The sequence below is a fragment of the Streptomyces sp. NPDC096193 genome, from assembly GCF_040302905.1.
In the GTDB taxonomy this organism is placed as follows: Bacteria; Actinomycetota; Actinomycetes; order Streptomycetales; family Streptomycetaceae; genus Streptomyces.
Genome location: NZ_JBEOSJ010000002.1, coordinates 208890 through 234105, shown reverse-complemented (window position 1 = coordinate 234105; position 25216 = coordinate 208890). Strand labels below are relative to the sequence as shown.

Sequence of the window (25216 nt, the reverse complement as noted above, 5' to 3'; positions counted from 1 at the left end):
TGAGCAGAAGCCTTCTCTTCGAAGCGCCTGCCCACTCCACCGACCGGACAGCCGGGCCGTCGTGGGGCCGTGGAACGTGGCGCAACGCTGGCCAAGGACGACAGTCAACGACAGCTGCGTCGCAGGTGGGAAGGGTCATGGTTGACAAGATCGAAGCTCAGGACCCCAGCGCGTCAGTTCCGGGACATCTGATGGGCGAGTGCCGCCGCACCCTGTCCGACCTGCTACTCAGCGGGTCGGACAGGGTGCGGCGGCATCTCTGGGACGTCTCCGGGACTTTGGGCCCGCAGCGGGCTACGGGCCGGGCTCCACAGGCTGCGCCGACCGGGCGCTTCGCTGAGATCATCGCGGGCGACCACAGGAGCGGGCCGCCGGCCGAGGGCTGCGCGAGCCGTCGGTGGCGCTCAGCGCCGGTCCCGTCGACCACGGACCTGCGCTGCCGTCGAGATCGGGCGCGGGGCCTGGTCAGCCGCCGACCACGCCACCGTCTTCCCTGGTGATGACGATCGTGGCCGACCGAGGACGACCGGTGGGGCTGAAGTCGGGCCAGTTCGAACTCGCCCGGGGGTTGTCGGGCGTGCCGGAGTCACCGGGGTGCTGAATGTTCACGAACAGCGACCGGCCGTCCGGCGTGGAGGTGATCCCGGTGATCTCGCAGCGCGGCGGGCCGACGAGGAACCGCCGGATGTCGCCGGTGTCGGGGTCGGCCGCCAGCATCTGGTTGTTCTGACCGGAGCCGTTGACCATCGGCTGGGTGCCGTCGGTCTGGATCCACAGCCGGCCCTGGGCGTCGAACCACAGGCCGTCGGGCGAGCCGAACGCCTGGCTCGGGGGAACGGTGGCGCCACTCGCCTCGTCCCCGGCGAGCAGGAAGATGTCCCAGACGAACGTCTTCGCGCTGGGGTTGCGCTTCTCGTCGATCTTCATGATGTGCCCGAAACGGTTGTTGAGGCGGGGGTTGGGCGCGTTCACCGACTCGGTTCGGGCCGTGTTGTTCGTGCACGTGAAGAACACCGCGCCGGTGCCGGGCTGCACCGTGCACCACTCCGGGCGGTCCATCGGGGTCGCTCCGACCGCGTCGGCGGCAAGACGCGCGTGGATCAGCACCTCGGCCTGGTCGGCGAACCCGTCGGCCGCGGTCAGGCCCGGCTCACCGTGCACCAGCGGCAGCCACCTTCCGGAGCCGTCCTCCTCGAACCGGGCGACGTACAGGGTGCCTTCGTCGAGCGGACTGCACCCGCGCTTGAGTGCCTTCTTGATCGGCTCCGCGCCGACGAACTTGTAGAAGTAGTCGAACTGCGTGTCGTCGCCCATGTAGACGACGGCCTCGCCGTGCCTGCCGCGGGCGACGACGGCGTTCTCGTGCTCCATGCGCCCCAGAGCAGTCCGCTTCTTCGGAGTCGACGACGGGTCGAAGGGGTCGATCTCCACCACCCACCCGAACCGGTTGTACTCGTTCGGCTCCGTCCTCATGTCGAACCGGGCGTCCGTGGTGTACCACGGGTACGGACTCTCCGATCCGATGCCGTAGCGCTCCTCGACCGAACCGGCGGGCGGCGGCTTCTCGCCGTAGTAGAAGTACTTGTTGACCGTTTCCTCGCACGTCAGGTACGTGTCCCAGGGGGTCGGCCCACTGGCGCAGTTGTTCAAGGTGCCCAGCACCCGGACGCCGTCCGGGTCCGCGCCGGTGCGCAGCAGCGGATGGCCCGCCGCGGGACCGGTGATCTCGGCAGGCGTGGTCATGGTCACCCGGCGGGCGAACTCCGACTCCGACAGGTGCCACCGGCCGCGGCGGTCCCGCTCGATCTCGATGATCGAAACGCCGTGCGCGGCCAGCGACTTGGCGGTCTTCTCCGGCGACCAGTCGGCCCGGCCGTCGGTGTGCAGCAACTGCTCGGCCGTGGCCTCGTGGTTCACGCACAGCAGACCGGAACGCCCGCCCCTGAGCGGGAAGAACCACATGCCGTCGTGCTGGTCACCCGCCTGCTCGGCCTGCTCCGCCGCGCTGTTGCCGGCGTCCTCGGCGAATTTGGGCCCGGACGGCACGATCGGGTGGCCCCACGGGTAGAGCACCTGGTACCGGTAGCCGGGCGGCAGCTTGACCTCGTCGGCGACGCTCGGGGGGATCGCCGGGAATCCGAGCAGCGGCCGTCTGCGGGCACCGCCGGCCGCGGATCCCGCCTCGGCAGCCGCCGCTTCGGACGGGGTCGCCGTGCCGAAGAACGATGCGGCGGCCGTGACGAGTCCCCCGGCCACAACGGTCCTGCGGGAGAGCCGGCGCTGGGCCAACTCCGACATCGAAGGTGAAGCGGGATTCTCGGGGCGCACAGATGGCCTCCAGCCAGGACGAACCACGGGGTTGGGGAGCGCGGCCACAATAGGAAGGCGAAGTGGCCTGGAAGTCACTCGCGAGAGAACGGGAGCGGAAGCCAGGAAGCTGCCACCTGTCCTTCCCATGTTCCTTGTCGTCCTTCGGCCACGCGGCTGATGCCCCACCAAGCGCTCGGCCGCGCTCGAGCGGAGGCGAAGCCCTCGCGCTGGTCCCCTTCCGGGACATCTGAGCCGCCCTGGGTCCGTCTGGCGGCGTGCGGGCCGTCTGCTGTGTCGCGGCATCGTCCGGACACGGCCGACGGCCGGGGGACCCGGGAGCGGGGCCTCAGGAAACGGTGCACGCCTCGGCGATCGAGAGGCTGTTCTCGTACAGGTGGTGCCGGGTGATCCGGCCCTCCTCGACCGTGAGGTGGAGGGCGAAGGGGCCCTCGAAGGTCTTTCCCGTGGCCCGCACGGTTCCCGAGAGGTGCCCCATCAGGACGGCGTCGGCGCCGTCGACGAGGAAGGTGTCGACGGAAGCCCGTGCGTCCTCGGCGACCGTGTGCTCGGCGAGGTCGGTGAACTGGGAGGCGCACTCGGCTCCGGTGGAGCGCGGTCGGATCCACGGGACGACGGGGTTCTCGGCGAGCTGCCAGTCGACCTCGTCGGCGAAGATCTCGACGAGCCGCTCGACGTCACCGGCCACGCGGGCGGTGATGAACTCCTGGACGACGTGCCGGGTGGCGTCGGCGACGGAACTCGCGGTGGTGTCGGGGGACTTGAGGGTCATCGTGGGCACTCCTCGGGTCTGCGGTTCGGGATCCTCGGCGAGGGATCTCGCTGACGTGTTCCACGGTGCCGCAGTCGCGTGGCGGGGTCGATTACGTCGGGGGTAATGCGGAGCATGATCGACCAAGCCTTGCCCCAGGCCGAAGCGCAACCGTGGAGGTCCGCACCGTGGATGGGAGTCCCTCTGGGTGCGCACGAGACCGCCGAGTGCCGTCATGTGTGGCTCCCCTTGTGGCTCCCGCCGAGTGGGGGTTCCTCCATCCTCATGGTCTCCCTGCCGAAGACTGCCTCGTCCCCTGAGCCGTCCCCTCCGCCGTATGGCCACCCCTATCTGCCAGACCGTGCGGTCACACGGTGAGCACCATGCGGAAGCGGGCGTCTCCGCTGAGCATCCGCTCGTACGCCTCGGTCGCCTCGCTCAGCGGCCGGGTTTCGATCATCGCCCGGACTCCTTGGTCCGTGGCGAATCGGAGGTTGTTCTCGTTCTGGAAGGCGCTTCCGGTGAGGGACCCCATGATCCGGACGTCGCCGAAGACGAGCTGTAGCGGAGTGACCTTGACTGGCTGGTCGGACACCCCCACGACCACGAGTCGTCCACCGTCGGCAAGGCCGTTGAGGAGGGGTGAGATGTCGCCCGCTGCGGCCGTTGCGATGATGACCTGTGCCCCGCCGAGCTTGGTGAGTTCCTCGCCGGGATCCGTCTCGCTCGAATCGATGTAGTGCTGGGCGCCGAGCCCGCGAGCCAACTCCCCTTGGCGGCGCCGCGTGCAATGGCGACGACCTGAAGGCCCATCCTGGCTGCGTATTGGATACCCAGGTGCCCAAGGCCGCCAATGCCCTGGATGCCCACGAGGTCGCCGGCCTTGGTGTCTGCCTTGAGGAGCGCGTTGAATGTCGTGAACCCCGCGCACAGCAGCGGCGCGGCCTCAGCAGGCGGCAGCTGATCCGGGATCGCGACCAGACCGGTCGCCCTCGCGTAGACGACTTCCGCGTAACCACCGTCGACGCCCACTCCGGTCTGAGGCTGGTTGGTGCAGGCGACGAAGTTCCCCATCCGGCAGGACCGGCACACACCGCAGTGCCCCCCGAGGAACCCGACCCCGACGCGTTGCCCGATCGACCAGCCCTCCACCCCGGGCCCCAGCGCGTCGATCACGCCGACGATCTCGTGCCCGGCAACCGGGGACGCCTGCGCGGGGTCGTGCGGCTTCACGGTGAAGCTGTCGCTGTGACAGACCCCGCACGCCTCTACCCGGATGCGCACCTTTCCCGCAGTGGGCTCGGCCAGTTCCCGTTCGGCCGACTGCAGCGAACCGTCAGGGATGACCTCGATGACTTTGTAGGTTGACATGGCAACCGCTCTTTTCCTGGTTGGGAGAATCTGCGTCCCCCGAGCGCAGCGCGCCTCTCGCCCGGGCACGCATGCCAGAGCATCACCGGGCTCAGCGGGGCGAGCGTGCTGCTGCCTCATCGGGGAGGCGCGGCGTCATCGACGCAACACGTAATGAGACTTGCGCTGTTGGGCACGCGCGGCCGCGAGCTGCACAGGGATCGCCGGGACTCGCACCGAGAGGTCCCTACGCGCTTTTGAGGGGTTCCTTGAAGGACTTCTTGAACACCGGCCCTGCGAAGGGCAAGATCACGCCGAGCATCTTGCCCTTGAACGTCGTCGGGTGCTCCCGTTCGAGCTGAATGTCGACGCGGGTGCCCTGGTTCTCCGGAGCCATCCGGAAAACCCAGCCGCCACCGGGGCCGAAGACCTTCGAATCAAAGGTCGTGACCTTGACCGTGTCCCCCGCAGGATCCCATTCGTAGCGGGCGCGCTCCCAGCTGCTTTCCGTGCCCTCGGTTACTTCGGCCCAGGTGTCGCCCCGCTCGTGAACCGTGAAGTGCTCCGAGTCGATCGTCGGCCACGTCTTCGCCCGCGCCGAGCTGAAATCGGTCAATACACCCATGACCTCTGACGGGCTCATCGAGGAGTCCATATGGAATCGCAGGACTGACATCACCTGCTCCTTACCCATTGCCCTTTCCCATTCAGGATGCGCCTCCCTCCAGCGGTGCGCAGACCGACAGCGCCTGCCGTCACGGTCAGCTCCCGCAAGTCAAGAACGGGAACTCATCGTGATCAGTCATGCGCGTTCGCTGCGAGTGTGATCGAAGTCGATCTCCTTCAGCTGCTGCATCATCGCCTTCAGACGCATCCGAGCATTTGGTCAGCCCCTGTGATTGACACACCAAGCCGGGCTGGGGGAAACGCAGTTCGGTGGCGCGCTGCCCCGTGCCCCGCTCGCGCTTCGAAATCGATGGGCACCGGCGTCATACGGCGGGCCTGCGAGGCACGTCTCCTGAGCGAAGCAGCCCCGTCCTCGCAGACATAACAAGGAGCGCCCCATGCCCAGGAACCGCACCCGCCTCGCCGCCGCCGGACTCGCGCTCGTGGGCGCCGCCACCATGACCGGTGTCGCCGCGGGGACCGCCCACGCGGGGGCTTCGGGGTTCTACGTGTCGTTGCAGCCGAACAGCAACATCCGCACAGGCCCCTTCGTCGCGGCCGGAGTTGTCGCCAACACGGGCCCCACAGTGGACCGCTTCTACATGGACGGCGTCTGTTATCTGGAGGGCGACCGCGTCACCGCCGGCGGCTACACGACCGATATCTGGTACCGGGGAACGGTCTTCGACAGCGCCTCCCCCGCCACCTATCGGACCGCCTGGGTGTGGGGCGGCAACGTCAACGTGGGGAAGGACCCAGCGGACTCCGTCGAGTGGTGCTGACGCCACCTCGGCGCAGTGACCCCGGGCGCATGTCGTGCGCTCACCCCTCCTCCCCCGGCGCCTTGCGCCGGATCCTCACCGCCATGAGGGCCACGTCGTCCTCCGCGTGCGCCGCGTCCAGCTCGCTCAGGACCTCGTCCACCAGGTCGTCCAGCGAGCCCTTCGGGTCGGGGCGGACCGCGGCCAAGCGGGCGAGCGAGGCATCGATGTCCTCGCTGCGGCGCTCCACCAGGCCGTCCGTGAACAGCAGCAGCGTGTCCCCGGGGTCGAGCGAGCGGGACAGAATGTCGTAGCCGCCGAGGCCCGTGCCGAGCGGGGGGCCGACCGGGACGCGGACCAGGTCCGCCACTCCCTCGCGATTGAAGACCACCGGCGGGAGGTGGCCGGCGCTGGAGAAGGTGGCGAGTCCCCGGGCCGGGTCGATGCGGGCCAGCAGGCAGGTCGCCGGGCGGCGGGTGTCGGCGTCGGAGATGTCCTGGTCGAGGCGGCGCAGGACGCGGTGCGGCGGGAGGTCGGCGGAGGCGAAGTCCCGCAGGGCCGAGCGGTAGCTGTTCATGTCGACCGCGGCCTCGACGCCGTGGCCCATGACGTCGCCCATCGCCAGCAGGGTGCGGCCGAAGTGCAGCCGTACGGTCTCGAACCAGTCGCCGCCCACCAGCGTGCCCGTGCCCGAGGGCAGGTAGCGGGTGGCGAGCTTGAGATTGGGGTGCGGCAGGCCGGGGTCGGTCAGCAGGGCCCGCTGGAGTTCGACCGCCGTGCGCTGGGCCTGGGCGAACATCCGGGCGTGCTCTATGGCGACGGCCGCCCGCCGGGCCGCGGACTGGGCGATCAGCAGATCGCGGTCGGTGAAGTCGTCATCGGCGCGGGCGAGGGTCACCGCCCCCAGGACGTGGCCTTTCAGCGTGAGTGGCAGGGCGAGCCGCCCTTCGACGAGGACCGGGCGGCCGCGCAGGACGGCCCGGGGCGGGTGGTCCGGCAGCAGCTCGACCCGCCCGGCGGAGGCCACCCGGTCCGCCACGGGGCCGGTGCGGGACGGGTCCGCCGGCAGCAGGTCGACGGCGGCGGCGTCGGCCAGTTCGGAGTGCAGGAAGCTGACGACCTCCAGGAGGGTGGCCCGCTCGTCCAGGGTCGTGCCTATCCGGTCGGCGGCCTCGGCGATCCGGAGCCGGTCGGCCGTGGTGACGGTCTCGGTGACCAGTCCCACCACTCCCACTGTCTCGCCGCGGACCGTGAGCCGCTCCCAGGTGCAGCGGGTGGCGGGCGTGACGAAGGAACGGGTGTGTCCGTCGGCGAGCACGGCGGCCGGTAGCGGCGCTTCGCCGACGCTCAGCGACGCGCGGGCGCTGATGCCGCGGCCCTCCAGGCCCGCGCGTACTTCGCCCGAGATCCGGCAGTAGGACGGGTCGGCGAAGAGGTATCTCATGTCCGTATCGAGCACGGCGAGGCCCACCGCCTGGGACGCACCCCCGTCTCCGTCAGGCGAGTCGGCACGCACACAATCACCTCCTCCCTCACGGGCGATGATCTCAGTCTCGTGCGCCCCACGTGACACCGCATCCGGCCCGTCGGCCGTGGGACAGAAGGGCCTGGTGGGGGGGTGGCGTCAGGGGGACGTCAGGAGAGTGTGTCAGTGGGTGACGCAAGGCGGGTGTGTCAGTGGGCGACGTCGGGCGGGTGATGTCAGGGGTGGGGGGTGGCCCCGCCCTTCAGCCGCTCCAGGTCGGAGGGCCGGACCTGGATCACCAGGAGAGCGATCACGGCGGCGATCAGCGTGAAGATCGCGGCCACCACGAAGGCCGCGGAGACCCCCGAGGTCAGCACCTCGTCACCCCAGTGCGCCGGCAGCTGCCCCGTACGCTGGAAGATCAGCCGTTCCGCCGGGGTGGCGTTCGCCGCGAAGTCCGCGATCTGGTCCTCGGCCTCGTGACGGCTGGCGGTGCCGAACACCGTGACCAGGATGGACAGCCCCAGCGAACCGCCCACCTGCTGGGTGGTGTTGAGGAGACCGGACGCCGCTCCCGTCTCGGCCGGCGCCACTCCGGAGACCGCCATCAGCGTCAGCGACACGAACTGCATGCCCATACCGAGGCTGAAGATCAGCATGGGTCCGAGGACGCTGCCGAGATACGTGGAGTGGATGTCGGTCAGCGTCAGCCAGCCGAGGCCGGTCGCGGCGAGGATCGCACCGGTCACCATGAAGGGCTTCGGCCCGAATCTCGGCAGGAGTTGGGAGGCCAGTCCCGCGCCCACGGCGATGACGGCGCTGACGGGCAGGAAGGCGAGACCGGCCATGAGCGGGCCGAAGTCGAGGACGTTCTGGACGAAGAGCGTGAGGAAGAAGAACATGCCGAAGATCGCTGCCGCGAGGCTCAGCATGATGCCGTACGTGCCCGCGCGGTTGCGGTCGGCGAACATGTGCAGCGGTGTGATGGGCTGGGACGAGCGGCGCTCGACCATGATGAACGACACGAGCAGCACCACCGCCGCCGCGAACGAGCCGAGCGTGACCGGGTCGCGCCAGCCTTCCTGGGCGGCCCGGATGAAGCCGTAGACCAGCGCGACCATGCCGAGGGTGGAGGTGAGCGCCCCGATGACGTCGAAGTTGCCGGGGTGGCGTTCGGACTCCTTGATGTGCCGGGGGGTCAGCAGCACGATGAACAGGGCGATCGGCACATTGACGAAGAGCACCCACCGCCAGTTGAGCCATTCGACGAGCATGCCGCCGGCGAGCAGGCCGATCGCTCCGCCGCCCGCGGACACGGCGGCGAACACGCCGAAGGCTTGGTTGCGGGCGGGGCCTTCGGAGAACGTCGTGGTGATCAACGAGAGCGCGGTCGGTGACGCGATGGCGCCGCCTACGCCCTGGAGGGCGCGTGCGGCGAGGAGTTGAGGCTCGTTCTGGGCGAACCCGCCGAGGAAGGAGGCGAGTGCGAAGAGCAGCACGCCGAACATGAAGACCCGTCGCCTGCCGAGGATGTCACCGGCGCGGCCACCGAGCAGGAGCAGTCCGCCGAAGGTCAGGGTGTAGGCGTTGACCACCCAGGCGAGGCTCGTCGTGGAGAAGTCCAGCGAGCTCTGGATGTGCGGGAGCGCGATGTTCACGATGGTGACGTCGAGAACCACCATGAGCTGGCAGGACGCTATGACGAGAAGGGCCGTTCCGTTGCCGCCGCCGGAGTCCGGCGTGATGGTCGGCGAGGCGGGTGTCGGCTGCGAGCTCGTCATGGCGCATCGTGCCCTCACACAGCGGTGAGTAGACGGTTCCGTCCACTAATCGACGGTAAACCCGGGCACCCGGCCCCACCAGTCGATCACCGTCCCCCGGCCGCGGGTTCCGCGATGAACGCGCGCAGGGCGCTCGCGAGCCGCTGCGGCTGGTCCTCCGAGACGAGCGTGCGGCTGTCGTCGATCTCCAGGAGGCGTCCTCGGGGCAGCAGTTCGGCCAGCCGCCTGCCGTGCTCACGCGGCATCATGCGGTCCTCGGTGGCCCAGACCACCAGGGCGGGATGGTCGAATGCCCGCAGTCCCTCGACGGCTTCGAGCAGTTCGGTCCTGCGGACGGCGTTGCCGTAGCGCCGGAAGTCGGCCCGGATCGCCGGGTCGGTCAGCAACGGTCGCAGCCAGGCGTCGACGATGTCGTCCGGTACGCCGTGCTTGGTGAATGCGCCGAAGCCGACGGGCAGCCGGCGCAGTGGCTTCAGTGCGAGCGTGCGCACCATCAGGCCGACACCGCCCGGGACTTTGCAGGCCACCGAGATCATCTTGCCCGGCAGGCCGGGCGGGTAGTTGTCGAAGGCCTCGCAGGAGATGAGCACCAGCCGCGCGAGCCGCTCCGGATGCCTGCCGGCGACGGTCTGTGCGCGTCCGCAGTCGCTCTCGACGAGGGTCACTTCGCGCAGATCGAGCCTGTCCAGGAATTCCGCGATCAGCTCGTTCACGGAGTCGGGGCTCAGCGGGACGTCCGGGCGCATCGGCGTGCGGTGGGCGCCGTAGGGGAGGGTCGGGGCGATGCAGCGGTGGTCCCGGCGCAGGTCTGCGATCACCTTGCGCCAGACAGTCGCGTCGTGGACGAGTCCGTGCAGCAGAACGACAACCGGACCGGATCCGCCGGTGTCCTCGTAGGCGATCGTCCCGGCGCGCAGTTCGATCTCCGGCACGGCATCTCCCCTCTCTCCCGCGTCATCACGGTGTAGCGGGAGTGCGTTACGGCAGGACCGCCATGCCGTCGAGTTCCACCAGCGCCTGCTCGTCCCAGAGCCGCACGACACCGATGACGGCCATCGCGGGATAGTCCCGGCCCGCCAACCGCCGCCAAATCGTGCCCAGTTCGCGCGCGTGGGCGCGGTAGTCCTCGACATCGGTGGCGTACACGGTCACCCGGGCCAGGTCCTGCGGAGCTCCGCCTGCCCCGGCGAGGGCCGTCAGCAGGTTCGCCAGAGCGGTCTCGAACTGTTCGGTGAGGGTCTCCCCCACGACCTTGCCGCCCATGTCCAGCGAGGTCTGTCCGGCGAGGAACACCAACCGGGTCCCCGTCGCCGTCACGGCGTGCGTGAAGCCGGTGGGCGGCGAGAGTTCGGCCGGGTTGTGGCGGTGCAGGCTCATACGGGCGGCTCCTTGGCGGCGTACGGCTTCCCGGCGTACAGCTCCTTGGCGATGATCGAGCGCTGGACCTCGGTGGCACCCTCGTAGATCCGGGGAGCCCGCACCTCACGGTACAGATGCTCCAGCAGATGACCACGCTGCAGCGCACGCGCGCCGTGGAGTTGGACGGCGGCGTCGACGACGGACTGCGCCGTCTCCGTCGCGAGAAGCTTCGCCATCGCGGAGCGCTTGGGCACATCGGCGGCCCCGTCGTCGTACGCCTCGGCCGCCGCGTACACCAGCAGCCGAGCGGCCTCCGTGCGGGTCGCCATCTCGGCGACCCGGTGGGCGACGGACTGGAGGTCCTTGAGCGGTCCGCCGAACGCCGTGCGGCGGGCGGTGTGCTCCACCGTGGCGTCCAGGGCCGCCTGTGCCATGCCGACGGCGAAGGCGCCGACGCTGGGGCGGAAGAGGTTGAGGGTGTTCATGGCGACGCGGAAGCCGCGGTCGGGCTCACCGAGCATGTCGTCCCGGGTGACCGGTACGCCGTCGAAGGTCAGGGCCCCGATGGGGTGCGGCGAGAGCATCTCCAGCGCCTGTCCGCCGAGCCCGGGCCGGTCGGCCGGTACGAGGAAGGCGGTCACCCCGCGGGCGCCCGCGCCCTCGGTGGTGCGGGCGAAGACCGTGCAGAAGTCGGCCTCGGGGGCATTGGAGATCCAGCGCTTCTCACCGGTCAGCCGCCATCCTTCGCCGTCCGGTTCGGCCCGCAGCGCGAGGGCGGCCGCGTCCGAGCCGGCGTCCGGCTCGCTCAGCGCGAAGGCGGCGACGGCGCGGCCCGCGATCACCTCCGGGAGCCAGCGTTCCTGCTGTGCGCGGGTGCCGGCCTGGACGACCGGGTATGTGCCGAGGCCCTGGAGCGCGAGTGCGGTCTCGGCCTCCGTGCAGCCGTGGGCGAGCGATTCGCGCAGCAGGCACAGTTCCAGCGCGCCCGCGCCGAAGAGGCGGGCGAGGAGGCCGCGCTCGCCGAGGGCGGCGACCAAGGGGCGGTTCACCCGGCCCGGTTCGCCCTTCTCCGCCAGGGGGCGGAGCGTCTCGGCGGCCAGGGTGCGCAGCTCCGCGCACCAGGCGGTTTGAGCCGGATCGAGCGAGAATACGGGCATTCGTGCCCCCACTTCGACGGCCGGGGTCCGGCGGTGGCCCCCGGGGAAGCACAATATCGCGGACCATTGACTGTCGTCACCTTAACGATACGCTCCCTCCACGACCCCACGACGAGAAGGGGGCGCACCATGGAGCTGACACCCTCGGCCCACGTCGACACCTTTCCGCGCGACCACCTCCCGCCCGCCGGGCAGTGGCCGGAACTCCTCTTCGAGCTGCCCGCTCTGCACCGTCCCCAGCGGCTCAACTGCGCCGCCGAGCTGCTGGACCGCACGATCGACCGCTTCGGGGCGGACAGGCCCGTCTTCCGTACCGGAGAGGGCGAGATCTGGTCGTACGGAGACCTGCGCGAGCGGGTCGACCGCATCGCCCGCACCCTCACGACCGACCTCGGGGTCGTCCCGGGCAACCGCGTCCTGCTGCGCGGCCCCACGACACCCTGGCTCGCGGCCTGCTGGCTGGCCGTGCTCAAGGCGGGTGCGGTCGCGGTCACCGTGCTGGCCCAGCAGCGGGCGGGAGAACTGGCCACCGTCTGCGAGATCGGCGCGGTCAGCCACGCCCTCTGCGACATCCGCTCGCTCGACGACCTGGCGAAGGCCGAGGTGCCGGGGCTGCGCATCACCTCGTACGGCGGTGACTCCCCCGACGACCTGCTCCGGCTTGCCGCCGCGCAGTCCGCGGAGCCGTTCACCCCGGTGGAGACGGCAGCCGACGACGTCGCGCTCATCGCCTTCACCTCCGGCACCACCGGCCGCCCCAAGGGGTGCATGCACTTCCACCGGGACGTGCTGGCCGTCGCGGACACCTTCTCCGCGCAGGTGCTGAAGCCGGAGCCGGACGACGTATTCGCCGGCAGCCCGCCGCTCGGCTTCACCTTCGGCCTGGGCGGACTGGTGATCTTCCCGATGCGGGCGGGCGCCTCCGCGCTCCTGCTGGAACAGGCGGGCCCGCTGCAGATGCTGCCGGCCATCGCCGAGCACCGGGTGTCGGTGCTGTTCACCGCTCCGACCGCCTACCGCGTGATGCTGAACAACCTGGACAGGCACGACGTCGGCTCGCTGCGCCGATGCGTGTCCGCCGGTGAGAACCTGCCGGCCGCCACCTGGCGGGACTGGCTGGAGCGGACGGGTCTGCGCATCATCAACGGCATCGGCGCGACCGAACTGCTGCACATCTTCATCTCCGCGGCCGACGAGGACATCAGGCCCGGCACGACGGGCAAACCGGTGCCCGGCTGGCAGGCGCGGGTGGTGGATCGTTCCGGCACACCGGTCCCGGACGGCGAACCGGGGCTGCTCGCGGTCCGCGGCCCGATCGGCTGCCGCTATCTGAGCGACCCGCGGCAGCTGGACTACGTGCGCGACGGCTGGAACCTCACGGGTGACACCTACGTGCGCGAGCGGGACGGCTACTTCCGCTATGTCGCCCGCGCCGACGACATGATCATCTCCGCCGGCTACAACATAGCCGGACCCGAGGTCGAGGAGGCCCTGCTGCACCACCCGCACGTCGCGGAGGCCGCGGTCATCGGGCGGGAGGACGGGCTGCGCGGGCAGATCGTGGTGGCGTACGTCGTCCTGAGCGACGGGGTCTCCCGGGGCGAGGAGACGGAGGCCGCGCTCACCGAGTCGGTCAAGAACCGGCTCACGCCGTACAAGTGCCCCCGCGAGATCGTCTTCCTCGACGCGCTGCCGCGGACCCCGACCGGCAAGCTGCAGCGCTTCCGCCTGCGGGCCCTAGAGTGATCACGTGGCCGACCAGCACACCCCCCGTTCCCTGATCGTCACCCTCTACGGCGCGTACGGACGCGAACGGCCCGGGCCCCTGCCCGTCGCCGAGCTCATCCGGCTCATGGGGGCACTCGGCGTGGACGCGCCCTCCGTGCGCTCGTCCGTCTCCCGTCTCAAGCGCCGCGGGCTGCTGATCGCCGGCCGCGCGCCCGACGGCGCGGCCGGATACGCACTGTCCGAGGACGCACGGCAACTGCTCGACGACGGCGACCGGCGCATCTACGACCCGCCGGCCCCGCTGCTCACCGACGGCTGGGTGCTGGCCGTCTTCTCGGTTCCCGAGGCCGAACGCCACAAGCGCCATCTCCTGCGCTCCCGGCTGGGCCGTCTCGGCTTCGGGTCGGCCGCGCCGGGGGTGTGGATCGCCCCGGCACGGCTGTACCAGGAGACGCGGCACACGCTGCGCCGCCTCCAGCTCGACCCGTACGTCGAACTCTTCCGGGGTGAGCACCTCGGCTTCGCGGCCACGGCGGAGGCGGTGGCGCGCTGGTGGGACCTGGGCGCGATCGCCAAGCAGCACGAGGAGTTCCTCGACGCGCACGAGCCGGTGCTGCGGATCTGGTCGGCGGGGCACACGGGCTCGCCCGAGGAGGCCTACCGGGACTATCTGCGGGCGCTGGACTCCTGGCGGCGGCTGCCGTACGTGGATCCCGGGCTGCCGCTCGAACTGCTCCCGGAGGGCTGGCCGGGCGGCCGTTCCGCGGGGGTGTTCACGCGTCTGCACGAGCTGCTGCGGGACGCGGGAGCGGTCTTCGTCGAGACGTGAGGGCGGACGCACCGGCGTTGCCGCACGGGCTCGTCCCCAGCCGCCGTCCGTGCCGTCCGCCTCAGCGCAGCGTGAGCCTCGGTTTGGGGGCGTCCGTGCGGCCCGCCGGGGGCTTGCGGCTGCCCGCGCCGTACGGCAGCGGCCAGGGCGCGCCCGGGCCCGTGTAGTCCTGTTCCGCCGCCGCGTGCAGCGTCCAGTGCGGGTCGTAGAGGTGGGGGCGGGCCAGGGCGCAGAGGTCCGCGCGGCCGGCCAGCAGCAGCGAGTTGACGTCGTCCCAGGAGGAGATCGCTCCGACCGAGATGACCGGCACCCCGAGGGTGTTGCGGATCCGGTCGGCGTACGGCGTCTGGTACGAGCGGCCGTACTCGGGACGTTCCTCGGCGACGACCTGTCCGGTGGAGACATCGATCGCGTCGGCGCCGTGCGCGACGAACGCCCGGGCCATCTCCACCGCGTCCTCGGCTGTGGTGCCGCCGGCCGCCCAGTCGGTGGCGGAGATGCGCACCGTCATGGGCCGGTCGTCGGGCCAGATGTCCCGCACGGTGTCGAAGACTTCGAGGGGGAAGCGGAGCCGGTTCTCCGGCGATCCGCCGTACGCGTCCGTGCGGTGGTTGGTGAGCGGCGAGAGGAACCCGGACAGCAAATAGCCGTGCGCGCAGTGGAGTTCGAGGAGGTCGAAGCCGCTGCGGACGGCCCGGCGGGCCGCGTCCGCGAACTGTTCGCGGATGTCCGCGAGGCCCGCGCTGTCCAGTTCCCTCGGGATCTGGTTGACGCCCGGGCGGTACGAGAGGGGTGAGGCGGCGACGAGCGGCCAGTTGCCGGTGGGCAGCGGCTCGTCGATGCCCTCCCACATGAGCTTCGTGGACCCCTTGCGGCCGGAGTGGCCCAGCTGCACACCGATGGCCGTGCCAGGCGACCGGTCGTGCACGAAGTCGGTGATGCGGCGCCAGGCCGTCGTGTGGTCCTCGGTGTACAGGCCCGTACAGCCGGGCGTGATGCGGCCCTCCGCGCTCACGCACACCATCTCGGTCATGACCAGCGCGGCACCGCCGAGGGCCCGTGCGCCGAGGTGGACGAGGTGGAAGTCGGCGGGCAGCCCGTCCGTCGCGGAGTACATGTCCATCGGCGAGACGACGATCCGGTTGCGCAGTTCGAGGCCGCGCAGCCGGAACGGAGTGAACATGGGGGGCGTGGCGGGCGGACACCCGAAATCCTGCTGGACGTCGTCGGTGAACGCCGGGTCGCGCAGCCGGAGGTTGTCGTGGGTGACCCGGCGGCTGCGGGTCAGCAGGTTGAAGGCGAACTGCCGTGGCGGCTGGCCGAGATAGGTGCCGAGCTCCTCGAACCAGCGCAGGCTCGCGGCGGCCGCCCGCTGGGTCGACTCCACGACCGGCCGGCGCTCGGTCTCGTACGCGGCCAGTGCCTCGTCGAGGGTCGGCTGCTCGTCGATGCAGGCGGCGAGGGCGAGGGCGTCCTCGACGGCGAGCTTGGTGCCGGAGCCGATGGAGAAGTGGGCGGTGTGCGCGGCGTCGCCCAGCAGCACGGTACGGCCGTGGGACCAGCGGTCGTTGACGACCGTGCGGAAGGCGATCCAGGCGGAGTTGTTGCTCCGCAGCGGCCGGCCGTCGAGAGCGTCGGCGAAGATCTTGGCACAGCGTTCGGTGGACTCCTGTTCGTCGCAGGCGTCGAACCCCGCTGCCCGCCACACCTCCTCGCGCATCTCGACGATGACGGTGGAGGCGTCGGACGAGAAGGGGTAGCCGTGGAGCTGCATCGCGCCGTGCTCGGTCTCGGCGATCTCGAAGCGGAACGCGTCGAGGGCGAAGTCGGCGGCCAGCCAGATGTAGCGGCACCGGTGCGTGGTGATCCGGGGCACGAAGGCGTCGGCGTGTGCCTCGCGGGTGAGGCTGTTGACCCCGTCGGCCGCGATGACGAGGTCGTGCGTGGCGGCGAGTTCGGCGGCGGGGGGCGCGGGGGTGCGGAAGTGGATCCGTACCCCGAGGGACTCGCAGCGCTCGTGCAGTATCCCCAGCAGTCTGCGCCGGCCCAGCGCGGCGAATCCGTGGCCGCCGGAGGTGAGCGTGCGGCCGCGGTGGACGATGTCGATGTCGTCCCAGCGGACGAACTCGTCCTGGAGCGCTCGGTAGATGACGGGGTCGGCGTGCTCGATGCCGCCGAGGGTCTCGTCGGAGAGGACGACGCCGAAGCCGAAGGTGTCATCGGGGGCGTTGCGTTCCCAGACGGTGATGTCGCGGGCGGGGTCGAGCCGCTTGAGCAGGGCGGCGGCGTACAGACCGCCGGGTCCACCGCCGATGACGGCGACGCGCAGGGGGCGCGGGCCGGAGCCGGTGCTGGTGCCCGTGGGGCCCGTCCCGGGCAGCGGATCCCCGGCGGGGCCGGCGGAGCGTGCGGCGGCGCGCGGTTCCGGACCGCCGTCGGCGGGGTTCGCGGGTCCTACGGCTTCCGCCGGGTTCACCGGCCCTGCCGCTTCCGCCGGGTTCACCGGCCCTGCCGTTTCCGCGGGGTTCACCGGCCCTGCCACTTCGGCGGGCGCTTCTCGGTGAAGGCCGCGTGGAACTCCGCGTAGTCCTCGCCCTTCATCAGCAGGGCCTGCGTCGAGGCGTCGAGCTCCACGGAGGCGGCGAGCGGCATGTCCAGTTCGGCGGTGAGCAGCGCCTTGGTCTGGGCGAGGGCCAGTGCAGGGCCGTCGGCGAGGCGGCGGGCGAGTTCGGCCGCGCGGGTGTTCGCGTGTCCCTCGTCCGTCAACTCACTGATCAGTCCAATGCGTTCGGCCTCCGGCGCGCGCACCGCCTCGCCGAGCATCAGCAGCCGGGTGGCGTGCCCGAGACCGACGACGCGCGGCAGCAGATAGGCGGCGCCCATGTCTCCGCCGGAGAGCCCGACTTTGGTGAACAGGAACGCGAACCGGGCGGAGGGGTCGGCCACCCGGAAGTCCGAGGCAAGGGCGAGCACCGCGCCGGCGCCGGCCGCGACCCCGTGGACCGCCGCGATCACCGGGAAGGGGCACTCGCGGATGGCCCGGACGACCTGCCCGGTCATCCGGTTGAAGTCGAGGAGCTGTGCGGTGTCCATGGAGAGCGTCGCGCCGATGATCTCGTCGACGTCGCCGCCCGAGCAGAAGCCACGCCCCTCGCCGGCGAGCACCAGCGCCCGCACGGAGCGCTCGCGCGACAGCTGGGCGAGCAGATCACGCAGGTCGGCGTAGGCGCCGAAGGTGAGGGCGTTCAGCTTCTCGGGCCGGGCGAGCGTAACCGTCGCGATACCGTCCTCCGTGGTGACGCGCAGATGACGCCATGCGTCCGCGCGCGGCGCTGAGCTGGGAAACGGGCTCATGGAGTGGTGCCTCCCTCGGCCGGCGGTCCTGCCTGCCCTTCGAAGCTATCACCCATACGTGACTGCCGTCACGAGTGCGCTATACGCCGGACCGGGGGACACCGAGACTGTGATGTCGGCGACAGTCCTGGCGTGACAGGGCAATGGTCCTGTAGCGGTTGTGACACAGGTCCTGACCAGGGTGGCCTGCGCCCCTTGTTCGCGCAGCCGCGATTCCTATGGTGGAGGGCAGGACCTCACCTCGTGAACGGCCCCACCCAGAGCCACCCCTGAATGGACCCTGCCTTGCTCGAAGCCTCCGGCCCCGCCTCATGGCGCATCGCCCTGCCGCACACCACGGCAGCGGTGCCCATGGCGCGTGCCCTGATCCGCACGGCGCTGGCGGAGATCGAGGCGTCGGCGGACAGTGACACGGCGGAGCTGCTGACCGCCGAGCTGGTCGCGAACGCCGTGGAGCACACCCCCAGCGAGTCGCCCATAGAGCTGGTGGTGGAGCTGCTCGCGGGCGGCTGCCAGGTGGAGGTCCACGACGGCGACCCGGCGCCGCCCGGGGATCTGTGCCGGATCGCCGTGCCGGGCGGTGAGCCGGACCCGTGGCAGGAGCACGGGCGCGGCCTGCTGTTGATAAGGGCCCTGAGCTCGGACTGCGGGCACCGGGCGACCGCGGAGGGCAAGGCCGTCTGGTTCACGCTGCCGTCGCGGACCTGACGCGCTCTCCCCGCATGACTATCCGGGGAGTCCGGCGCCGGCGGGTCCCGCCAGCGTGGCGACCAGGACCGCCTTGATCGTGTGCATACGGTTCTCGGCCTCGTCGAAGACGACGGAGTGCTCCGACTCGAACACCTCGTCCGTCACCTCCAGTTCGGCCAGACCGTACGTCTCGTGGATCTCCCGGCCGACCGAGGTGCCGAGGTCGTGGAACGCCGGCAGGCAGTGCATGAACTTCACCTCCGGGTTGCCCGTCGCCCGCAGCACGTCCATGGTCACCGCGTACGACGCCAGCGCCTTTATGCGCTCGGCCCAGATCTCCTTGGGCTCCCCCATGGACACCCAGACATCGGTGGCGACGAAGTCCGCGCCCCGTACGCCCTCGGCGATGTCCTCGGTCAGCGTGATGCGCGCACCGCTGGACTCGGCGGCCGCGCGGGCACGGGTCACGATCTCGTCGGCCGGCCAGTACGCCCGCGGTGCGGCGATCCGTACGTCCATGCCCAGGAGAGCGCCGGTGACCAGATAGGAGTTGCCCATGTTGAAGCGGGCGTCGCCGAGGTAGGCGTACGAGATCTCCCCGAGCGGCTTGCCGCTGTGCTCGACCATGGTGAGCACGTCGGCGAGCATCTGGGTGGGGTGCCAGTCCGCGGTGAGGCCGTTGTAGACGGGGACCCCGGCGAACCGCGCCAGTTCCTCGACCGTGGCCTGGGCGTCACCGCGGAACTCGATGGCGTCGAACATCCGGCCGAGAACCCGGGCGGAGTCCCTGGCGGACTCCTTGGTGCCGATGTGGGAACCCGCCGGGTCGATGTACGTCGTGGCGGCGCCCTGGTCCGCCGCCGCGACCTCGAACGCGCAGCGGGTACGCGTCGAGGCCTTCTCGAAGATCAGCGCGATGTTCTTCCCGCGCAGCCGCTGCACCTCGGCACCGGCCCGCTTGGCAGCCTTGAGCTCGGCGGCCAACTCGACCAGGCCGCGGAACTCCTCCGCGGTGAAGTCGAGCTCCTTGAGGAAGTGGCGGCCTTCGAGATGTATGGCCATGGCGGCTGCTCCTGGGTCGCGAAAAGCGGTGACCGTGGAAGTATATACGAGAGCTTGTATTGCTATACGGCATCTCTCTCGATGGGACAACTCATACAGCGCGGCCCGCCCCTGCCCCGCCCCAGTTCGCTGCCGGGGATCTCGATCACTTCGATGCCCTGTTTGCGCAGATGTGTGTTGGTGGTGACATTGCGCTCGTACGCGACGACGACACCCGGCTCCACCGCGAGAACGTTGCAGCCGTCGTCCCACTGCTCGCGCTCCGCCGAGTGCACGTCCTGGGTCGCCGTGAGGACGCGGATCTCCTTGAGTCCCAGCGCCGCGGCGATCGCGCTGTGCATGTGCTCGGGAGGATGGTCGCTCACCTTCAGACCGCTCGAACCGTCCGCGGGCTCGATGGTGTACGAGCGCAGCATGCCGAGACCCGCGTACTGCGTGAAGGTGTCCGCGTCGACCATGGTCATCACGGTGTCGAGGTGCATGAAGGCACGTCTCTTCGGCATGTCCAGCGCCACGATCGTGCGGGCCGACCCGGCGGCGAACAGCCCCCGCGCGAGCATCTCCACCGCCTGCGGCGTGGTGCGCTCGCTCATCCCGATCAGCACCGCGCCGTTGCCGATGACGAGCACGTCCCCGCCCTCGATGGTGGAGGGGTAGTCGTCCTGCCCCTCCGACCAGTGGTGGAACGGTCCGGCCTGCGAGCTCGTGAAGAGCGGGTGGTACTTGTAGATCGCCTCGAAGTGGACCGTCTCGCGCTGCCGGGCCGGCCAGCGCATGGCGTTGATCGAGACCCCGTCGTAGATCCAGGCGGACGTGTCCCGGGTGAACAAATGGTTGGGCAGCGGGTGGAGCAGGAAGTCGTCCAGGTCCATCACATGGAAGCGGACGGACGTCGGCTCGGGGTGTCCGGCGAGGAACTCCCGCTTGGTCATCCCGCCGACCAGCGCCTCGACGAGATCGGGAGTCGGCAACTCGTCGAAGGCGACCCTGAGGTGGTCGGTGGCGAGCGGACCGTACTCCTTCTCGTTGAAGACCCGGTCCAGCACGATCTTGCGTGCCTCGGGGATGTCCAGCGACTCGCGCAGCAGATCGCCGAAGAGGTGCACCTCCACCCCGCGGTCACGCAGTATGTCCGCGAACCCGTCGTGCTCGTGGCGGGCTCGACGCACCCACAGCACGTCGTCGAAGAGCAGCGCGTCCTTGTTGCTGGGGGTGAGGCGCTTCAGTTCGAGGTCGGGCCGGTGCAGTATGACCCGGCGCAGCCGCCCGGTCTCGGAGTCGACGTGGAATCCCATGTCCTCATCCTCACCGCGCAATGCGCCGTTCACCCGGCGAATGGCCAGTCAAACGATGAATCCTGATGTTTGCCGCCGCCGCATCGGGCATTTCGACGGCGGCTCGCCCGCGCGCACGGACACCCGCGTACGGTCGTACGGGTTCCGGCACACCCTCGCGCATGGACACCCGCAGACCGTCGTACGGGTTCTGACACACCCCGGCACCCCGCGCGTACGGACACCCGTAGGCCGTCGTACGGGCTCGCTCGTGTTCCGGCTCGCCCGCGGGGTGCGGGTCCGGGGGCCGCTGTGGCGGCGGACCCCGGACCGGCCGGCGCGGCAGATCCGGCCGCCGGGCCGGCCCGGCCCGCGACCCGCGGGAGGTCAGAGCCGCGGGTCCACCGGCTCCGACTCCAGCGCCAGCACCGCGAACACCGCTTCGTGGACCCGCCACAGCGGCTCCCCGTCGGCCAGCCTGTCCAGTGCCTCCAGCCCGAGCGCGTACTCCCGCAGCGCCAGCGAACGCTTGTGGTTCAGGAACCGGCCGCGCAGGCGCTCCAGGTTCTCCGGGCGGGTGTACTCGGGGCCGTAGATGATCCGCAGGTACTCACGCCCGCGGACCTTGATGCCCGGCTGCACCAGGCGGCCCTTCCCGTCGCGGGCCAGCGCACCGAGCGGCTTGACGACCATCCCCTCGCCGCCCCGCCCCGTCATCTCCAGCCACCAGTCGACCCCGGAGGCGACCGAGGACGCGTCCGCCGTCTCCACGACGAGCCGGCGGGTGACCTGGAGCAGACCCGTGGGGTCGTGCTCCACCAGACGGTCCAGCCAGACCAACTGCTCGTCGTGCGGCACGGCCGCGAGTGAACGCCCCCGCACGGCGAGGATCTGGAACGGTGCGAGACGCACGCCCTCCAGCCCCTCGGTCGTCCAGCAGTAGCGCCGGTACGCGTCGGTGAACGCGGCCGCGTCGTCGGCCCGTTCGTGCTGCGTGGCGAGCAGGCCGTCGACCGGGATGCCGCGCGCAACCGCCTTTTCGAGGGCGGCCGTGGCGCCCGGGAAGACCGACCGGGCCGCGGCGCCGACCGCCGCGTACTGCGAACGCAGCAGCCCCGAGGCCTTCAGCGACCAGGGCATCAGCTCCGCGTCGAGCAGGAGCCAGTCCGTGTCCAGCTCGTCCCAGAGCCTCGCCTCGGTCACGGCTGTCCGCAGCCGCTCCAGGATCTCCTCGGTGACCGCCGGGTCGTCGAAGAAGGGCCGGCCGGTACGCGTGTGCAGGGCGCCCGTCGGTCCCTCGACCCCGAACCGCTCGCGCGCGGCCGCGGCGTCGCGGCACACCAGGGCCACCGCCCGCGAACCCATGTGCTTCTCCTCGCACACGACCTTCTCGACACCGTCCGCGCGGTACTGCGCGAACGCCTCGACGGGGTGCTCCAGAAAGCCCTCCGTCTTCGAGGTGGCCGTCGGTGCCATCGTCGGCGGCAGATAGGCCAGCAGCCGAGGGTCGACGGCGAAACGGCTCATGACTTCCAGCGCGGCCGCGGCGTTCTCCTCGCGCACACCGATCCGTGCCATGTGCCGGGTCTCCACGACCCGGCGTCCCTGGACGTCGGCGAGATCCAGCGGCCGGCCCTCGCGTCCCCCCGGCGCCTCGGTGAGCAGGGGCCTGACCGGCTCGTACCAGACCTTCTCGGCCGGTACGTCGACCAGTTCGCGCTCGGGCCAGCGCAGGGCCGTCATCTTGCCGCCGAACACCGCCCCGGTGTCGAGGCAGATGGTGTTGTTGATCCATGAGGTGCTGGGGACCGGGGTGTGGCCGTAGACCACAGCGGCCCGTCCCCGGTAGTCCTCGGCCCACGGATAGCGCACGGGCAGTCCGAACTCGTCGGTCTCGCCGGTCGTGTCGCCGTACAGGGCGTGCGACCGGACCCGGCCGGAGGTGCGCCCGTGGTACTTCTCGGGCAGGCCTGCGTGGCAGACGACCAGGTTGCCCCCGTCCAGGACGTAGTGGCTGACCAGACCGTCGATGAACTCCCGCACCCGCGCCCGGAACGCGTCGTCCTCCTTGTCCAGCTGCTCGATGGTCTCGGCCAGTCCGTGCGTGTGCTGGACGTTGCGTCCCTTGAGGTAGCGGCCGAGCTTGTTCTCGTGGTTTCCGGGCACGCACAGCGCGTTGCCGGAGGCGACCATGGACATCACCCGGCGCAGGACGCCGGGACTGTCCGGACCGCGGTCGACCAGGTCACCGACGAACACGGCCGTACGCCCCTCGGGGTGCACGCCGTCGCTGTAACCGAGCGAGGCGAGCAGCGTCTCCAGCTCGGAACTGCAGCCGTGGATGTCACCGATGATGTCGAATGGCCCCGTCAGGTGGGTGAGGTCGTTGTAGCGCCGCTCCAGGACGACTTCGGCGGCCTCGACCTCCTCCACGCTGCGCAGGATGTGGACCTTGCGGAAGCCCTCGCGCTCCAGGCCGCGCAAGGAGCGCCGCAGTTCGCGCCGGTGGCGGGAGATGACGTGCCGCGGCATACCGGCACGGTCGGGACGTGCGGCATTGCGTTCGGCGCACACGTCCTCCGGGAGGTCGAGGACGATCGCGATGGGCAGCACGTCGTGCTGCCGTGCCAGCTGGACGAGCTGTCGACGGCTCTCGGACTGCACGCTGGTGGCGTCGACGACGGTCAGCCGTCCGGCGGCGAGCCGCTTGCCCGCGATGTAGTGCAGGACGTCGAAGGCGTCGCCGCTCGCGCTCTGGTCGTTCTCGTCGTCGGCGACGAGTCCCCGGCAGAAGTCGGAGGAGATGACCTCGGTGGGCTTGAAGTGCCTGCGGGCGAACGTCGACTTGCCCGACCCGGTGGCGCCGATGAGGACGACGAGGGACAGGTCGGTGACGGGGAGCACGCGCTTCGCCGGCGCGGCGGTGGTACTGGTCGTGGTCATGCGGCCTTCGCCTCCTTCTCGGTCCCGGTGGTGTCGTTCCCGGCGTCGTCTCTGCTGTGGGTCTCGCTTTGGCTGCCGTGGTCGTTCCCGGCGTCGTATCTGCCGCCGCTGTCGGTGTCGGCGTCGCTCGTGCTGCCGTGGTCGTTCCCGGTGTCGCTCCTGCCGTCGTTCCTGGTGAACACGGCCATCTGGGTCGGCGGTCCGACCTCGGGGTCGTCGGGCCCGACGGGGACGAACACGACGCTGTAGCCGTCGCGTTCGGCGACTCCCGTCGCCCAGCCGCGGAACTCCTCGCGCGTCCACTCGAAGCGGTGGTCGCCGTGGCGGACATGTCCGGCGGGCAGCGTCTCCCAGCGGACGTTGTACTCGACGTTCGGCGTGGTCACGATCACGGTCTGCGGCCGGGCGGACCCGAACACCGCGTACTCCAGGGCGGGCAGCCGCGGCAGGTCGAGATGCTCGATGACCTCGCTGAGAACGGCCGCGTCGTAGCCGGCCAGCCGCTTGTCGGTATAGGTGAGTGAGCCCTGCGTCAGCCGGACGCGAGCGGCCTGGCGCTCACCCATGCGGTCCAGCTTCAGCCGCCGCCCGGCGATGGTCAGTGCTCGTACGGACACGTCGACCCCGACGATCTCGGTGAAGCGCACGTCCTTGAGCAGTGCCTGCACCAACTGGCCCTGCCCGCAGCCCAGGTCGAGCACCCGGCTCGCACCGGCCGCGCGCAGCGCTTCGAGGATCGCGTCCCGCCGCTGCACGGCGAGCGGCGCTGGCCGTTCGTCGGTGTCGGTCGTCTCGTCGACGGCGTTGTCCACCGCCTCCACCTCGAGGTCGTCGGCCTCGGCGAGGCGGACCAGTTCGAGACGTTCCATCGCCTGCCGGGTCAGCCCCCAGCGCCGTGACAGATAGCGGCTGGTGATGAGCTTCTGCTCCGGGTGCTCGGCCAGCCAGCCCTCGCCCGCCCGCAGCAGTTTGTCGACCTCGTCGGGCGCGACCCAGTAGTGCTTGGCGTCGTCCAGCACCGGCAGCAGCACATACAGCTGCCGCAGCGCGTCGGAGAGCCGCAGGTCCCCCTCCAGCACCAGCTGTACGTAGCGCGAGTCGCCCCACTGCGGGAACTGCTCGTCCAGCGCCACCAGCCGGGCGTCCACCGAGGTCCAGCCCAGCGGCCCGAACAGCTTGCGCACCAGTTCCGCGCCACCGCGCGCGGGCATGGCAGGCACGTCGATCCGCAGCGGCAGAGGTGCCTCGGCCCGCCCGGGAAGCGCGGCGCACACGCCGCGCAGGGCGCTCTTGAACACGGTCGTCATGGCGACCGAGAGCAGCGAGGACGCGGCGTAGGGGCGGTCGTTGACGTACTGCGCGAGCGCCGCGTCGGGCGCGCCGCCACGGCCCTTGCCCTTGCCGCGCCGCACCAGCGCCACCGGATCCACCTCCAGAAGGAGCGCGACAGTGCACCGCTCGGCGGACGCCTCGGGGTAGAAGACGTGCGCCGTGCCGTGCGAGGTGGAGAACGTCTGCGCCTTGTCGGGATGCTTGTGCAGCAGAAAGCCGAGGTCGGTCGCGGGACGCTCTGGGGTGCCGGTGGTGCTGATCGTCAGGAACACCCGTCCGAGTATGGCCGCATTCACCGGCCCCGACCAGGGAATTCCTCGTCATCCGGAAGCGGACTACGCGGACGACGACGGGTACGACGACGGCGACGGCGACGGCGACGGCGG

The 25216-nt window shown here is 70.7% G+C and carries 19 protein-coding genes and 1 pseudogene; 4 read left to right on the top strand and 16 right to left on the bottom strand.

Features of this window, described 5'->3' with window-relative positions:
* Positions 1 to 465: 465 nt before the first annotated feature.
* From ABTX78_RS03780 to ABTX78_RS03760, 5 genes and pseudogenes are all read right to left on the bottom strand, one after another.
* Entirely contained in the window at positions 466 to 2289 is a 1824-nt protein-coding gene (locus ABTX78_RS03780; RefSeq protein ID WP_502993752.1) for a PhoX family protein, read from the bottom strand.
* A 367-nt stretch (positions 2290 to 2656) separates the two neighbouring features.
* A complete protein-coding gene (locus ABTX78_RS03775) occupies positions 2657 to 3100 on the bottom strand; it encodes a nuclear transport factor 2 family protein (RefSeq protein ID WP_352205194.1) in 444 nt (147 codons plus the stop codon).
* 346 nt (positions 3101 to 3446) lie between these two features.
* The gene (locus ABTX78_RS03770) at positions 3447 to 3845 is read right to left on the bottom strand and encodes a zinc-binding dehydrogenase (RefSeq protein WP_352205193.1); all 399 of its coding nucleotides are present in this window, start codon (positions 3843 to 3845) and stop codon (positions 3447 to 3449) included.
* Positions 3846 to 4102: 257 nt separating this feature from the next.
* Positions 4103 to 4450: pseudogene (locus ABTX78_RS03765) on the bottom strand (alcohol dehydrogenase catalytic domain-containing protein); the annotation flags it as partial.
* 226 nt (positions 4451 to 4676) lie between these two features.
* The gene (locus ABTX78_RS03760) at positions 4677 to 5105 is read right to left on the bottom strand and encodes a hypothetical protein (RefSeq protein ID WP_352205494.1); all 429 of its coding nucleotides are present in this window, start codon (positions 5103 to 5105) and stop codon (positions 4677 to 4679) included.
* A gap of 388 nt (positions 5106 to 5493) precedes the next feature.
* On the opposite strand from ABTX78_RS03760, the gene ABTX78_RS03755 reads away from it, so the two are divergent.
* Entirely contained in the window at positions 5494 to 5877 is a 384-nt protein-coding gene (locus tag ABTX78_RS03755; RefSeq protein ID WP_352205192.1) for a hypothetical protein, read from the top strand.
* A 40-nt stretch (positions 5878 to 5917) separates the two neighbouring features.
* On the opposite strand, the gene ABTX78_RS03750 is transcribed toward ABTX78_RS03755, so the two are convergent.
* The 5 genes from ABTX78_RS03750 to ABTX78_RS03730 all read right to left on the bottom strand — a co-directional run bounded on the left by ABTX78_RS03750 (position 5918) and on the right by ABTX78_RS03730 (position 11618).
* Positions 5918 to 7300: a PP2C family protein-serine/threonine phosphatase gene (locus tag ABTX78_RS03750; protein ID WP_352205191.1), complete on the bottom strand. Its 1383-nt coding sequence runs from the start codon at positions 7298 to 7300 to the stop codon at positions 5918 to 5920.
* 257 nt (positions 7301 to 7557) lie between these two features.
* On the bottom strand, positions 7558 to 9102 hold the full coding sequence (locus ABTX78_RS03745; RefSeq protein WP_352205190.1) for an MFS transporter: 1545 nt from the start codon (positions 9100 to 9102) through the stop codon (positions 7558 to 7560).
* Between the two features lie 86 nt (positions 9103 to 9188).
* Positions 9189 to 10034 carry an alpha/beta fold hydrolase gene (locus tag ABTX78_RS03740; protein ID WP_352205189.1) on the bottom strand — a complete coding sequence of 282 codons (846 nt, stop codon included), beginning with the start codon at positions 10032 to 10034 and terminating at the stop codon, positions 9189 to 9191.
* 46 nt (positions 10035 to 10080) lie between these two features.
* On the bottom strand, positions 10081 to 10479 hold the full coding sequence (locus tag ABTX78_RS03735) for a RidA family protein (protein WP_352205188.1): 399 nt from the start codon (positions 10477 to 10479) through the stop codon (positions 10081 to 10083).
* Complete coding sequence (locus tag ABTX78_RS03730; protein ID WP_352205187.1) at positions 10476 to 11618, bottom strand: acyl-CoA dehydrogenase family protein; 1143 nt, start codon at positions 11616 to 11618, stop codon at positions 10476 to 10478. The genes ABTX78_RS03735 and ABTX78_RS03730 overlap by 4 nt, the downstream gene beginning before the upstream one ends.
* A 129-nt stretch (positions 11619 to 11747) precedes the next feature.
* On the opposite strand from ABTX78_RS03730, the gene ABTX78_RS03725 reads away from it, so the two are divergent.
* On the top strand, positions 11748 to 13364 hold the full coding sequence (locus tag ABTX78_RS03725) for an AMP-binding protein (protein WP_352205186.1): 1617 nt from the start codon (positions 11748 to 11750) through the stop codon (positions 13362 to 13364).
* A 4-nt stretch (positions 13365 to 13368) separates the two neighbouring features.
* A complete protein-coding gene (locus ABTX78_RS03720; RefSeq protein ID WP_352205185.1) occupies positions 13369 to 14175 on the top strand; it encodes a PaaX family transcriptional regulator in 807 nt (268 codons plus the stop codon).
* A 61-nt stretch (positions 14176 to 14236) separates the two neighbouring features.
* Here ABTX78_RS03720 and ABTX78_RS03715 read toward each other — a convergent pair whose 3' ends face one another.
* Entirely contained in the window at positions 14237 to 16555 is a 2319-nt protein-coding gene (locus ABTX78_RS03715) for a bifunctional salicylyl-CoA 5-hydroxylase/oxidoreductase (RefSeq protein WP_352205493.1), read from the bottom strand.
* 146 nt (positions 16556 to 16701) lie between these two features.
* On the bottom strand, positions 16702 to 17529 hold the full coding sequence (locus ABTX78_RS03710; protein WP_352205184.1) for an enoyl-CoA hydratase family protein: 828 nt from the start codon (positions 17527 to 17529) through the stop codon (positions 16702 to 16704).
* A gap of 273 nt (positions 17530 to 17802) precedes the next feature.
* Here ABTX78_RS03710 and ABTX78_RS03705 point away from each other — a divergent pair, with 273 nt between their 5' ends.
* The gene (locus ABTX78_RS03705; RefSeq protein WP_502993750.1) at positions 17803 to 18237 is read left to right on the top strand and encodes an ATP-binding protein; all 435 of its coding nucleotides are present in this window, start codon (positions 17803 to 17805) and stop codon (positions 18235 to 18237) included.
* Positions 18238 to 18255: 18 nt separating this feature from the next.
* Here ABTX78_RS03705 and argF read toward each other — a convergent pair whose 3' ends face one another.
* The 4 genes from argF to ABTX78_RS03685 all read right to left on the bottom strand — a co-directional run bounded on the left by argF (position 18256) and on the right by ABTX78_RS03685 (position 25102).
* Complete coding sequence (gene argF / locus ABTX78_RS03700) at positions 18256 to 19281, bottom strand: ornithine carbamoyltransferase (protein WP_352205182.1); 1026 nt, start codon at positions 19279 to 19281, stop codon at positions 18256 to 18258.
* Between the two features lie 62 nt (positions 19282 to 19343).
* Positions 19344 to 20576: an arginine deiminase gene (locus ABTX78_RS03695; protein WP_352205181.1), complete on the bottom strand. Its 1233-nt coding sequence runs from the start codon at positions 20574 to 20576 to the stop codon at positions 19344 to 19346.
* Positions 20577 to 20942: 366 nt separating this feature from the next.
* Complete coding sequence (locus tag ABTX78_RS03690; protein WP_352205180.1) at positions 20943 to 23498, bottom strand: polynucleotide kinase-phosphatase; 2556 nt, start codon at positions 23496 to 23498, stop codon at positions 20943 to 20945.
* A complete protein-coding gene (locus tag ABTX78_RS03685) occupies positions 23495 to 25102 on the bottom strand; it encodes a 3' terminal RNA ribose 2'-O-methyltransferase Hen1 (RefSeq protein ID WP_352205179.1) in 1608 nt (535 codons plus the stop codon). Before ABTX78_RS03685 ends, ABTX78_RS03690 begins: the two co-directional genes overlap by 4 nt.
* Positions 25103 to 25216 lie beyond the last annotated feature (114 nt).